The sequence below is a fragment of the Allobosea sp. 01N443 genome (assembly GCF_056399325.1).
On sequence record NZ_JBFTRC010000063.1, the window covers coordinates 15,310 to 27,145 of the forward strand.

Below are 11,836 nucleotides of genomic sequence, written 5' to 3' on the forward strand. Positions count from 1 at the left end.
ACGGGGCAACGTCAGGGAGGATCGACTACCGGATCACCAGAACAGGGATAGTCGTACTTGCCAGCACCTCCAACGTCTGGCTCCCAAGCACGACCCTCTGCACGCCACGCCGGGCATGAGTAGACATCACGACGAGATCACAGCCGTTGAGCTTGGCCAATCGCACGATTGCCGCAGCTTGAGAAACATCGGCCTCGTGTTCCAGAGTTACCGTGACGCCCTGTTCGGAAGCGCTTTGCTCAATGGAGGCTATGCGTTCCTTCATGAACGCATCAATCTGCAGGCGGGCTGCGTGCGAGATCTCCGGCCGCAGAGGTTCTGAAACGGTCAGGACCGTGACTTTAGCCCCGAGCGGTTTGGCGAGCGCCAAGCCATGTTCAAGACCCTTGCGAGCAAGTTCGGAGTCGTCTGTAGCGATCAGAATGTGTTTGTACATTTGCCCTCTCCGGCAGGGATTGCGCCGGCATACTGGATGACATTGATCGGTAGGCAAGCGCTTCCCGACTGAACCATTGAGCGAGCCAGCGCGCATACTGATCGTCGACAGCTGTCTCTGGCCAACGGCCGCTGGATAGCGGGGTCCCGGGCCGGCATGCATCCGCAGCATGCCGCACCGTCGGTCGCACCGAAGAAAATTCTTCGTTATCCGGAAAAATCCGCGACGGACCTAAGACTTGAGCCCTTGAAGGCGCATTAGGCGAGATCGCGCTGCGTTCGCTGCCGCATCTCGAGGACGGGGCGCGCAAGGCCTATGCCGGCCATGCCGCCGCAGTGCCGAGCCTGCTGCATGAGGTCGCGGTCACGCTTGCCGGCGATGCCGATTCCGAGGTCGCGGGCCTCGGATTGAAGCTCCCCCGGGGCTGACCGATACCGACCTCGCTGCGATCGCGGTGAGCCCGTCGCATCATCATCTCGCGGCGATTGCCGAGCACGCCCGTCTCTCGGAAAGCGTCACCGACATTCTCGTCCAGCGCGGCGACCGCACGGTGCTGCACACGAACAGCGCCCATGAAGGCGCGCATTGCTCCGCCAAACGCTTCGAACCGCTCGGCCCCGCCTGCCTGCCGGCGGCGTGACCACGGGGCGCAGGCGCTTCATTCCCTTGGGTTATTGACCGCCGGCCTGCCGCGCCGTAGCGCTGCAGGCATGGGCGCGACGGCGACAGGGGCGAGATGGGGGCGCGGCATCGTTGCCGTGCTCTGCGCCTATGCGCTGATCCTCAACGCGGTCCTGATGTCGATCGGCGCGGGGTTCTCGGCCGCTCCCTCGCCCTTTCCGCGACATGTCCTTTGTGCTCCCGGCGGATCGTCCGAACCGACGGAACCGGCGAGCCCGGAGCAATCCAAGACCTGCTGCGCGCTCGGTTGCCTTGCAGGTAGCAGCGGCGCCCCTCCTGTCGCTGCCGCGGCGCTGCCGCTCCGCCGCAGCATCAGTGTCGCGAGAGGCTTCACCTGTCCGCCCGCACCGCGCGTCGCGAGCGGCCGCAGCCTCTACCCGCTTGGAGCGCGCGCCCCGCCTGCCCTGGCCTGAAACCAGACTTCCCCTTCAGGACAGGACACTCTCATGACCATCGTTTCATCGACGCAGGCAGCGCCTGCGCGCGCGGATACACGCGCCGCCTCCCTCTACCGCGCCGTCTGGCGCTGGCATTTCTATGCCGGGCTGTTGACGCTGCCCTTCCTCATCCTGCTCGCGGTCACCGGCGGGCTCTATCTCTTCCGGACCGAGATCGACGGGCTGGTTCATCGCGATCTCAAGCGGGTGGAGACCCGATCGACCGCCCCGGCCCCTGCGACAACACTGGTCGCCAACGCGCTTGCAGCCTTTCCCGGCAAGGCCGTGAAATTCGTGCCCGCGGCAACAGCGTCATCGGCCGCGGAAGTCACCGTCCGGGATGCCACTGGTGCGCGCAAGGTCGTGCATGTCGACCCCTATGACGGGCGTGTGCTTGGAGAGATCCCCGACAAGGGCACGGTGATGTGGGTCGTGCGGCAGATCCACAGCCTCGCCTATTTCGGGCCCGTCGCGAATGGCGTGATCGAGATCGCCGGCGGCTGGTCGATCCTGCTGGTCGGGACCGGGCTCTATCTATGGTGGCCGCGCGGGCGCAAGGGCGGCGTGGTCTCGCTGCGTGGCGATGCCGGCAAGCGCGTCTTCTGGCGCGACCTGCATGCCGTCACCGGCGCCTTCGCCGGCGTCTTCATCGTCTTCCTGGCGATCACCGGCATGCCCTGGTCCGTGCTCTGGGGCGACCAGGTCAATCGCTGGGCGAACGGGCATAATTTCGGCTATCCGGCCGGCATCCGCGTCAACCTGCCCATGTCGGACGAGCATCTGCACCATGCCGGGCCGACCTCATGGTCGCTGGAACAGGCGCGCGTGCCGGAATCGATCGCGACGGCGGCAGCGCCGATCAGCCTCGACACGGCCGTGGCGAGGTTCGACGCGCTCGGCCTGGCGCGCGGCTACGCCATCAACCTGCCGGCCGGTCTCAACGGCGTCTTCACCGGTTCTGTCTACCCAAACGACCTGTCGCAGCAGCGCGTCATCCATCTCGACCAGTATAGCGGCGCGCCCCTGCTCGACATGTCCTTCGCGGATTACGGCCCGCTCGGGAAATGGCTGGAATGGGGCATCAACGTCCATATGGGTCAGGAATTCGGCCTGGCGAACCAGCTCTTCATGCTGGCCGTCTGCCTCGCGATCATCCTGCTTTCGGTCTCGGCCGGGGTGATGTGGTGGAAGCGACGTCCGGCCGGGTCGCTCGGCGTGCCGCCCCTCCCGCCCGAGCGCCGGACGCTCTACGGTGTCTTTGCCATCCTGGCGGTCGGCGGGCTGGTCTTTCCGCTCGTCGGCGCATCGCTGATCGTCATGCTGGTGGTCGACCGCTGCCTCTGGCCGAGGACCGCGCGATAGCGGCATCGCGGGCCGGCATGCATTCGCGGCGTGCCGGCCCGTTGAACACGCAGAAGAAAATCCTCGCTTCCCGCGAAAATCCGCGACGGATTTAAGACTAAATCAAACCGAACCGGCGCAGGTTGCGGATACTTGCCTGACGCGTATCTGGGGGGCCAATGCTGAGTTCTTTGACACGGATGCCCTCCGAGATGTCCTCGGAGGCACGCCGGCAGCTGCTCAATGCCGTCACGGACCTTTTTCTGCTCGACCAGGATCCGACCGAGCCCTCCAAGGCGCATTACGGCGAGATCGCACTGCGCTCGCTGCCGCATCTCGAGGACGAGGCCCGCAAGGCCTATGCCGGCCATGTCGCGGCGGTGCCGAGCCTGCCGCATGAGGTGGCGGTCACGCTTGCCGGCGACGCCGATTCCGAGGTCGCACGCCTCGTGCTGAAGCTCTCCCCGGTGCTGACCGACACCGACCTCGCTGCAATCGCGGTGAGCCAGTCGCAGCACCATCTCGCGGCGATTGCCGAACGCGCCCGCCTCTCGGAAAGCGTTACCGACATTCTCGTCCAGCGCGGCGACCGCACTGTGCTGCACACGGTCAGCGCCAATGAAGGCGCGCATTTCTCCGACAAGGGTTTTGACACGCTGCTGGAACGCGGCGGCAAGGATGCTGAGATCGGTGGCGCGCTGGCCAGGCGTTCCGACCTGACACCGAACCGGGCCAGCCGCGTCCTGGAGATCGTCGAGGGGCTCAGCGGCGGCTCCGGGCTGTGGTCCAAGCCCGCCGACGAGGCCGCGACGCTTGCCCGCCGTGCACGCCAGCAGCGGCTGGAGGTGAAGCTCCTGCTCGCCGATCTCGGCGCAGGCAAGCGCGAGCTCGACGAGATCGTGAGCATGCTGGCCGAGGAGGACCGGGCCTATCACCTTGCCGAGGTGATCGCGCAGGCCTCGGGCATCACCAACGAGCAGGCGCTTCGCGTCCTGCTGCAGCGCGATGTCAGCGGCATCGCCGTGACCTGCCGCTCGCTGAATCTCGGCATTGCGGCCTTCAAATCCGTTCTGGAACTGCGCTCGCGGCGGCTGCTCTTCGGCGCGCGCGATGCCGAGGGCGACCTGAAGAACTATGCCGGCCTCGACATCGCCACCGCCGAGCGGACGCTGCGTTTCCTCAAGCTGAAGACGAAGATCGGCTGAAGCATCGGCCCGAAAAGTGKATTGCGGTTTTCGGGGTAAAGCCGATGCAAAGATAGAAGGCTGGATCATCGGTTGGGATACGATATCCGGCCCGCCGATCCAGGGGCGGGCGGCCTGGGGGCCGCTTCCGCCACAAATCCGCGACATTCACGCGACCTTCTGCTAGGCTTACGCATAGGGGTTTGCCGAGAGGATGCCTTCGACGTGAGACTACCGATCCTTTCCGGCGCGCTCTGCGCGCTTGCGCTCAGCGCTGGGACCTCGCAGGCGCAGGCCTATCTGCCCTTCACGGGCTTTGCCGCCGTGCCGTCCTTCGCCTGGTCGGAGCCGACGCTGGCGCCCGGCGGTGTCAAGTGGGAAGGCTCCTATGCCCGCATCTCCACGGGCTTCCAGGTGACCAGCGCCAAGGGACTGGGCACGTCGGCCGGCCCGACGATCGGGCTCGAAGGCGGCAAGATGTGGCGCGATGGCGACTTCCTCTACGGCGTCATCGGCGCACTCGAATACGCCCCTGCGATCGGCGGCTACGGCACGCCGAGCTTCAACACGGCGGCTTGGACGCGCGATGTCGTCGGCGCCTTCCAGCTCAAGGCCGGCGTGTTCGCAACCGAGAACGTGCTGCTCTACACCAAGGTCGGGCTCGCTGCCGGCAACGAGACCTGGCGCTATGGCGCGACGCCCTTCAGTTCGCCGTTCAACCGCAGCGAGATCGCGGTCAGGCCGGAGGCCCGTGCCGGAGTCGAATGGGCGGTGACCAACAACCTGACGCTCGGCCTCGAGGTCGGCGTGGTCGGCCAGGCGATCAGATAGGTCCCTCCTCCCGGCGCCCTGGCCGGGACTGCCCGCCTGGCTGAGAGATTGATTCACAGACCTGAGAAACTGATTCAACGCCCTGCCGCGTTGATTCAAGGCGCCTGGTCAACAGGTTGATAAAACGTTACTTTTTACAGCCGTGAAACACGGACAAGAGCGCAGGCGAACGCTCGCCTTTGCATGGCCTCGTCTGCATTTGCCGCCGCAGCCAAACGGGCAGATGCCCGGGCATCAAGCCCGGGCAAGGCACAGCTTCAGCCGCCGAACTTGTTGTTCTTCGGAAAGCCCTTGGGCGGCAGGCGGCCCGATTCCGCACGGTGGCCGAGCCACTCGATCAGTTCGGCCGCCCCGACCGTCCAGGTCCGGTTCGAGGTGTCGAGCCAGGTCAGGCCCTCGGCCAGCTTGAAGGTCTTGGCATCGGAGACGCCGCCATCCTTGTAGCGCTGCAGGCGCACGCCCTTGCCACGCCCCATCTCCGCGACCTCGGAGAGCGGGAAGCAGAGCAGCTTGCGGTTCTCGCCGATGATCGCGACATGGTCGCCCTCGGCCGGAACGGCGAGCAGCGCCTTGACCGGTTCGGTGACGTTGAGCACCTGGCGGCCCTTGCGGGTATTGGCCACGACATCATCGCTGGGGGCGACGAAGCCGCGCCCATCCGTCGTCACCATCAGGAGCTTCAGCCCCGGCCGGTAGGGGAAGGCGGAGACGATGTCGGCCGTCTCCTCCAGCTCGATCATCAGGCGGATGGGATCGCCGAAACCGCGGCCGCCGGGCAGCTTGGAAGCCTCCAGCGTGAAGACCTTGCCGTTCGAGGCCAGCACCAGGAGCTTCGCCGTGGTCTCGGTGTGGAAGCCGAGCTGCAGCGCGTCATCGCCCTTGAAGGACAGCGTCGAGAGGTCCTGGACATGGCCCTTCAACGCCCTGATCCAGCCCTTCTTGGAGACGACGACCGTGATCGGCTCGCGCTCGACCATGGCCTGGGTCAGGTCGATATCGGTCGTCTCCGGCATATCGGCGAAGTCGGTGCGGCGCTTGCCGATCGCGGTTTCCGGGCCGAAGAGCTTCTTCACCTCGCGGATGTCCCAGGAGATGGTCTTCCACTGCGTCGCCTCGGAGGCGAGCAGCCCCTCGATCTGGCCCTTCTCGGTGGTCAACTCGTCGAGTTCGGTCTTGAGCTGCATCTCCTCGAGCTTGCGCAGGGCGCGCAGGCGCGTGTCGAGGATCGCATTGGCCTGGACCTCGCTGAGCTCGAAATAGCGCATCAGCTCGATCTTCGGCTCGTCCTCCTCGCGGATGATCTTGATGACACGGTCGAGGTCGAGATAGACGATCAGCAGGCCGCGCAGGATCTCGAGCCGCTTCTCGATCTGGCCGAGGCGGAAGCGCGAGCGGCGCAGCAGCACCTCGCGGCGATGGTCGAGCCAGGCGCGCAGGGCCTCGTTGAGGCCGAGCACCCGCGGCACCAGCCCGCCGGTCAGCACGTTCATGTTCATCGAAATGCGCGATTCGAGCTCAGTGAGCTTGAACAGCGATTCCATCATCAGATTGGCGTCGACGGCGCGGCTGCGCGGCTCGATGACGACGCGGATGTCCTCGGCCGACTCGTCGCGCAGATCCCCGACGAGCGGCAGCTTCCGGTCGTTCAGCAGCTCGGCGATCTTCTCGATCAGCCGACCCTTCGAGACCATGTAGGGAATCTCGGTGACGACAGCGAGCCAGGTGCCACGGCCCTGGTCCTCGACATGCCAGCGCGCCCGGGTGCGGAAGGCGCCGCGCCCGGTGCGATAGGTTTCGGCCATCGAGGCCCGGGTCTCGACGATGATGCCGCCGGTCGGGAAATCCGGCCCCGGCACGAAGGTCATGAGCTGCTCGGAGGAGGTCTCCGGATGCTGGATCAGATAGAGCGCGGCATCGCAGAGTTCGGCGGCGTTATGGGGCGGGATCGAGGTCGCCATGCCGACCGCGATGCCCTGCGAGCCATTGGCCAGCAGGTTGGGGAACGCCGCCGGCAGGACGATCGGCTCCTCGTCCTCGCCATTATAGGTCTCGCGGAAATCGACCGCGTCCTCCTCGATCCCGTCGAGCAGGAGGCGCGCGACCTCGGTCATGCGCGCTTCGGTATAGCGGTAGGCGGCGGCGTTATCGCCGTCGATATTGCCAAAGTTGCCCTGGCCGTCGACGAGCGGGTAACGCTGGGCGAAATCCTGGGCGAGGCGCACCAGCGCGTCATAGACCGACTGGTCGCCATGCGGGTGGAACTTACCGATGACGTCGCCGACGATGCGGGCGCATTTCTTGTGCACCTGGCCGGGGTCGAGGCGCAGCAGCCGCATCGCATGCAGGATACGGCGGTGGACGGGCTTCAGGCCGTCACGCGCATCCGGCAGGGCACGGTGCATGATGGTGGACAGCGCATAGGCGAGATAGCGCTCTTCGAGCGCCGATTTCAGATCGATGCGCTCGGTCTCGTCCTCCGGTGGCGGCTCGACCGGCTTTCCCATGTGTCACTCAACCTCGATCTACGTTGCAGCCGCCGGGAAACGCCGGCCGCGAATCACTTCCTATGACGATGCCGGCCCGATGCAAGCCGCGCAAAGCGTCATACCCGCAAACGCGCCAGAAATCAGTGAATTCGTGCGACCAGCTCCAGCAGCCGCGCGCGCTCCGGCGACTCGAGCAATCCGCGCGGCTCAAGCAGATGGCGGCGCAGGAAGAAGCCGGTCAGGGCGAAGCCCGCCGCGATATCGGCGGCCGAGGGTTGCCGCCCACCCTGCCCTTCGCTGAGGAAGCGCGGCAGCGCCAGCAGACGATCCTGATAGGGCTCGGCCACCTTGCGGCTGACCGCCTTGCCCGATTTCGGCGAGACATGGGTGAGGTCATCGGGCGAGCCGGTGACGGCGCAGCGCGTCAGATCCAGCCCGAAGCCGAGTTCGGCCAGCATGGCGACCTCGAACCGCACGACAAGGGCCGGCGCCAGGGTCAGCTCGTCGAGATGTTCGATCAGCACCGCCAGCCCCTCATGCAGGGCCGGATGCGGATCACGCTCCGGCAGCAGCCGCAGCAGGGCCGAGATCACCCCCAGCCCATAGAGGGCGACGGGCGCCGCCATCAGCCGCGCCGCATGCGAGGTGATGAGCTCGACCTTGTATTCGCCGAGATGCTCGTCGAGCCGAGCCCGCCAGGTCAGCGAGACCGCATTGCCGGGCTGCAGCACCGGCTGCGCCCGGGCCGAGCGCCCTCCGCGCACGAGCCCGAGATGGCGGCCATGCAGACGCGTCAGCACCTCCAGGATCACGGCATTCTCGCCGTGCTGCCGGACGCCGATGATGGTGCCGTCGTCGCTCCACTCCATGACAAGGAGTTAGGCGGCGCACCCGGCCGGGTCAATTTCCGCAGGCCTCCCCTCCCGACAGCGCGCGTCAGCGGCGCCGGTCCGGACTGGCAGGCAGCCAACCTCAGACATACTGCGCGATGCCGCCGCCGAAGGACCAGTTCTCGCGCGCGGTCTCGATCAGGTTGATGAAGACGTCGTCGGGCCTCAGTCCGGGCTCCCGGCGCAGGTTCTCGGCGATCTTGGCAAACAGCGCCTTCTTCTGGGTGACGCCGCGGCTGTTGTTGCAGGTGATCTGGATGATGACGAGACCGGCCGTGCGCTCGAAGCCGAAATAGCGGGCGTTGAAGATGAACTCGTCGGGATCGTGCTGGTGGATCACCGCGAACAGATCGTCCTCCGGCACCTCGAAGGTCTCGCGCATCGCCCGATAGACGCCGTCGACGATGGCGGCAGGCTCGGAGGCGGGACGGCCGCGCCTCATGGAAATGCGGATCAGGGGCATGGTGGATCTCCGGTTCGCGCGAGGGCGTTCGCCTCGCTGTCCAGGGCAAGCTAGCGCTCTCCAAGCCATCGTTGTAGTGTATTATTGTAGATATCAATCATATGGATTCTTGATTTATGATCGTCGCCACCCTCGATATCGATGCGGTCGCCGCCTTTCTCTGTGCGGCCGATCTGCGCAGCTTCACGCGGGCCGCAGAGGCGCTGGGCACGACCCAGTCGCTGGTCAGCACCCGGGTCAAGCGGCTCGAGGAGGTTCTCGGCCGGGCTCTGCTCCAGCGCCACCCGCGTCTCGTCAGGCTCACCGCCGAAGGCGAGCGTTTCGTACCGGCGGCACGCGAGCTGCTCGCCGCGCATGAACGGGCGCGTGCGGCCTTCACCGAGTCACCGGAGCGCATCTCAGTCGGGATCAGCGAGCAGGCGGTCGGCGCCGATGCGCCGGCCTTGCTGGCGCGTCTGTTCGGCCATGACCCGACGCTGGTGATCAGCCTGCGGATCGAACGCTCGAGCCTGCTCGAGACGGCCTTCGAACGCGGCGAGCTCGATGTCGCCGTGATGCTGCGGATCGGACAGGGGCGAACGGGCGAGGTGCTGCGCCGCGACGCCTTTGGCTGGTTCGCCGCGCCAACRCTGACGCGCGATCCATCGCAGCCGCTGCCGCTCGTCAGCCTGATGACGGAATGCGCGCTCAGGCGTCACGCCATCGAGGCGCTGGGCCAGGGCGGGCTCAGCTGGCGGGAGGCTTTTGTCGGCGGAGGCATGGCCGCGGTGCTGGCCGCCGTGCAGGGCGGGCTCGGCGTCACGCCGCTCGCCGCACGCATCGCGCCTGCCGGCGCCGTCGATGTCGGCGCGGACTGGGGCCTGCCGGCGCTCGGCTCATCCGAGGTCGTGCTGCGCAGCAATGTCGCGACGCCGCGCGCCAACGCCTTCGTCAGGGAGCTGGCGGCGGCGTTTCGCGGGCCGGCTCAGCCCTTGTCGGCTCAGCCCTTGGGGAATTCCAGGCCCATCTCGCGATAGCGCTCCGGATCGTCGCTCCAGTTCTCGCGAACCTTGACGAAGAGGAAGAGATGGACCTTGGCCTCGGCCGCCTCGGCGATCTCGAGGCGGGCCTTCTGCCCAATCGCCTTGATGGTCTGGCCGCCCTCGCCAAGCACGATCTTCCGCTGGCCCTCGCGCTCGACATAGATCGTCTGCTCGATGCGCACCGAGCCATCGGGCCGCTGCTGCCATTGTTCGGTCTCGACGGTCGAGCGATAGGGCAATTCGTCGTGCAGGCGCTCGAAGATCTTCTCGCGCGTGATCTCGGCGGCGAGGAAGCGCAGCGGCGCATCCGAGATCTGGTCCTCCGGGTAGAGCCAGGGGCCGAGCGGCAGGCGCGTCTCGAGCCAGTCGAGAATGTCCTTGACGCCATAGCCGGTCAGCGCCGCGACCATGAAGGTGGTCTCGAACTTGCCTCGCTCGTTCAGCTGCGTCGTGATGGCGAGCAGCTTCTCCTTCTCGATCGTGTCGATCTTGTTGAGGACCAGGAACTTGGGCTGCTTCAGCTCGGCGAGCTTTTCGAGCAGCCTCGTGTTCTCCTCATTGTCGAAGCGCTCGACATCGATCAGCACGCCGATCAGGTCGGCATCGGTCGCGCCGCCCCAGGCGCTCGTCACCATGGCGCGGTCGAGCCGGCGCTTGGGTGCGAAGATGCCGGGCGTGTCGACGAAGATGACCTGCGCCGCGCCGGCGAGCGCGATGCCGCGCACCTGGGTCCGCGTCGTCTGCACCTTGCGCGAGACGATCGAGATCTTGGCGCCGACGAGCTTGTTCAGCAGCGTCGACTTGCCGGCATTGGGCGCGCCGATCAGCGCAACGAAGCCGCAGCGTGTGGGCTTGTCGGCCTCAGCCATTGTCATCTCCCATGGTTTCGTTCCAGAGCCCCTCGCGGCGCAGGAACGCCTCGGCAGCAGCTTGTTCGGCGAGGCGCTTGGAGCGCCCTTCGGCTTCGGCGTCGATCAATCCCGCGATCCGGGCCGCAACCCGGAAGAGCGGGGCATGGTCCGGGCCCGAGCGGCCGCGCTCGGTATAGGTCGGCGTCTGGTAGCCCTTGCCCTGCGCCCATTCCTGCAAGGCGGTCTTCGCATCGCGCAACGGGCGCACCGGCTTCAGCAGGCGCTCGCCAAAAGCGCGCTCGACCAGTCCTCTTGCTGCAGCATAACCGCCATCGATGAAGACCGCACCGATGATCGACTCGCAGGCATCGGCCAGGATCGCCTTGTTCTTGCGGGCGCCGCCCAGGATCTCGCCGTCGCCGAGCTTCAGGTAGCTGCCGAGATCCCAGCCCAGCGCGACTTCGGCGCAGGTCTCCTTGCGCACGAGATCGGCCAGGCGGCGCGACATGTCGCCCTCCTCGGCCTGCGGATAGCGCTCGAAGAGCATGTCGGCGACGCTCAATCCCAGGACGCGATCGCCCAGGAACTCGAGCCGCTGATAGCTGCCGAGCCGCGAGCTCTCGGCGCTCATATGGGTCAGGGCGGTTTCAAGCAGGGCGCGATTGGCGAAGACATGGCCAAGCTTCGCCTCGAGCCGAGCGAGGTCGGGCGTCTTACGCCCGCTGTCCCCCGGCTTCGTCACTTGCGGCTTCGTCACTTGATCGTACTGAACAGGCGGTTCCAGCGCACGGTCCAGGGCCATTCCCAGACACGCCAGGCGGAGGCGCCGTCGTCGATGGAGAAGAAGATGATCTCGGCGCGGCCGACGAAGTTCTCGAAAGGCACGTAGCCGACGCTCCGGTCGCGCGAATCCAGCGAGTTGTCGCGGTTGTCGCCCATCATGAAGAAATGGCCTTCGGGCACGCGGAAGACCGGCGTGTTGTCGAAGGTGCCGGTGTCGCCCTCGCGCTCGATGATGTTGTGGCTGACGCCCTCGGGCAGCGTCTCGCGATACTGGATGACCTTGGTGCTGCGGCCCCAGTTGTCGGTGGTTTCGAAGTCGGCGATGCGCTCGCGCTTCACCGGCTGGTTGTTGATGTGGAGGATGCCGTCGATCATCTGGATGCGGTCGCCCGGCAGGCCGATGACGCGCTTGATGTAATCGGTGGAATTGT

13 protein-coding genes are annotated in these 11,836 nt (G+C 66.4%); 6 read left to right on the forward strand and 7 right to left on the reverse strand.

Annotated features, from left to right (window positions below):
- Nucleotides 1-25 precede the first annotated feature (25 nt).
- On the reverse strand, nt 26-436 hold the full coding sequence (locus AC1DRP_RS17060; protein ID WP_441504760.1) for a universal stress protein: 411 nt from the start codon (nt 434-436) through the stop codon (nt 26-28).
- Between the two features lie 406 nt (nt 437-842).
- Between AC1DRP_RS17060 and AC1DRP_RS17065 the strand changes: the two genes are divergently transcribed.
- From AC1DRP_RS17065 to AC1DRP_RS17085, 5 genes are all read left to right on the forward strand, one after another.
- Complete coding sequence (locus tag AC1DRP_RS17065; protein WP_441504858.1) at nt 843-1,076, forward strand: DUF2336 domain-containing protein; 234 nt, start codon at nt 843-845, stop codon at nt 1,074-1,076.
- A gap of 70 nt (nt 1,077-1,146) precedes the next feature.
- Nucleotides 1,147-1,530, forward strand: a complete 384-nt coding sequence (locus tag AC1DRP_RS17070; RefSeq protein ID WP_441504761.1) for a hypothetical protein — start codon at nt 1,147-1,149, stop codon at nt 1,528-1,530.
- A 33-nt stretch (nt 1,531-1,563) separates the two neighbouring features.
- Nucleotides 1,564-2,916 (forward strand): PepSY-associated TM helix domain-containing protein, encoded by a 1,353-nt coding sequence (locus AC1DRP_RS17075; RefSeq protein ID WP_441504762.1) that lies wholly within the window; start codon nt 1,564-1,566, stop codon nt 2,914-2,916.
- 191 nt (nt 2,917-3,107) lie between these two features.
- Nucleotides 3,108-4,100: a DUF2336 domain-containing protein gene (locus AC1DRP_RS17080; protein ID WP_441488715.1), complete on the forward strand. Its 993-nt coding sequence runs from the start codon at nt 3,108-3,110 to the stop codon at nt 4,098-4,100.
- 204 nt (nt 4,101-4,304) lie between these two features.
- The gene (locus AC1DRP_RS17085) at nt 4,305-4,910 is read left to right on the forward strand and encodes an outer membrane protein (protein WP_441504763.1); all 606 of its coding nucleotides are present in this window, start codon (nt 4,305-4,307) and stop codon (nt 4,908-4,910) included.
- Between the two features lie 257 nt (nt 4,911-5,167).
- On the opposite strand, the gene parC is transcribed toward AC1DRP_RS17085, so the two are convergent.
- The 3 genes from parC to AC1DRP_RS17100 all read right to left on the reverse strand — a co-directional run bounded on the left by parC (nt 5,168) and on the right by AC1DRP_RS17100 (nt 8,749).
- On the reverse strand, nt 5,168-7,414 hold the full coding sequence (gene parC / locus AC1DRP_RS17090) for a DNA topoisomerase IV subunit A (protein WP_441504764.1): 2,247 nt from the start codon (nt 7,412-7,414) through the stop codon (nt 5,168-5,170).
- A gap of 122 nt (nt 7,415-7,536) precedes the next feature.
- Complete coding sequence (gene recO, locus AC1DRP_RS17095) at nt 7,537-8,265, reverse strand: DNA repair protein RecO (protein WP_441488718.1); 729 nt, start codon at nt 8,263-8,265, stop codon at nt 7,537-7,539.
- A 103-nt stretch (nt 8,266-8,368) separates the two neighbouring features.
- Entirely contained in the window at nt 8,369-8,749 is a 381-nt protein-coding gene (locus tag AC1DRP_RS17100) for a tautomerase family protein (RefSeq protein WP_441504765.1), read from the reverse strand.
- Nucleotides 8,750-8,865: 116 nt separating this feature from the next.
- On the opposite strand from AC1DRP_RS17100, the gene AC1DRP_RS17105 reads away from it, so the two are divergent.
- Nucleotides 8,866-9,765, forward strand: a complete 900-nt coding sequence (locus AC1DRP_RS17105; RefSeq protein ID WP_441504766.1) for a LysR family transcriptional regulator — start codon at nt 8,866-8,868, stop codon at nt 9,763-9,765.
- Here AC1DRP_RS17105 and era read toward each other — a convergent pair.
- The 3 genes from era to lepB form a co-directional block, all read right to left on the reverse strand.
- The gene (gene era / locus AC1DRP_RS17110; RefSeq protein WP_441504767.1) at nt 9,729-10,640 is read right to left on the reverse strand and encodes a GTPase Era; all 912 of its coding nucleotides are present in this window, start codon (nt 10,638-10,640) and stop codon (nt 9,729-9,731) included. The two genes, AC1DRP_RS17105 and era, sit on opposite strands and share 37 nt — an antisense overlap.
- On the reverse strand, nt 10,633-11,364 hold the full coding sequence (gene rnc / locus AC1DRP_RS17115) for a ribonuclease III (RefSeq protein ID WP_441488721.1): 732 nt from the start codon (nt 11,362-11,364) through the stop codon (nt 10,633-10,635). Before rnc ends, era begins: the two co-directional genes overlap by 8 nt.
- Nucleotides 11,365-11,375: 11 nt before the next feature.
- The coding region (gene lepB / locus AC1DRP_RS17120; protein ID WP_476769054.1) for a signal peptidase I at nt 11,376-11,836 on the reverse strand (461 nt) is incomplete at its 5' end.

Coding starts and splice junctions, on each gene's coding strand:
- AC1DRP_RS17060 (WP_441504760.1), bottom strand. CDS start 436: ATGTACAAACACATTCTGATCGCTACAGACGACTCCGAACTTGCTCGC.
- AC1DRP_RS17070 (WP_441504761.1), top strand. CDS start 1,147: ATGGGCGCGACGGCGACAGGGGCGAGATGGGGGCGCGGCATCGTTGCC.
- AC1DRP_RS17075 (WP_441504762.1), top strand. CDS start 1,564: ATGACCATCGTTTCATCGACGCAGGCAGCGCCTGCGCGCGCGGATACA.
- AC1DRP_RS17080 (WP_441488715.1), top strand. CDS start 3,108: ATGTCCTCGGAGGCACGCCGGCAGCTGCTCAATGCCGTCACGGACCTT.
- parC (WP_441504764.1), bottom strand. CDS start 7,414: ATGGGAAAGCCGGTCGAGCCGCCACCGGAGGACGAGACCGAGCGCATC.
- recO (WP_441488718.1), bottom strand. CDS start 8,265: ATGGAGTGGAGCGACGACGGCACCATCATCGGCGTCCGGCAGCACGGC.
- AC1DRP_RS17100 (WP_441504765.1), bottom strand. CDS start 8,749: ATGCCCCTGATCCGCATTTCCATGAGGCGCGGCCGTCCCGCCTCCGAG.
- era (WP_441504767.1), bottom strand. CDS start 10,640: ATGGCTGAGGCCGACAAGCCCACACGCTGCGGCTTCGTTGCGCTGATC.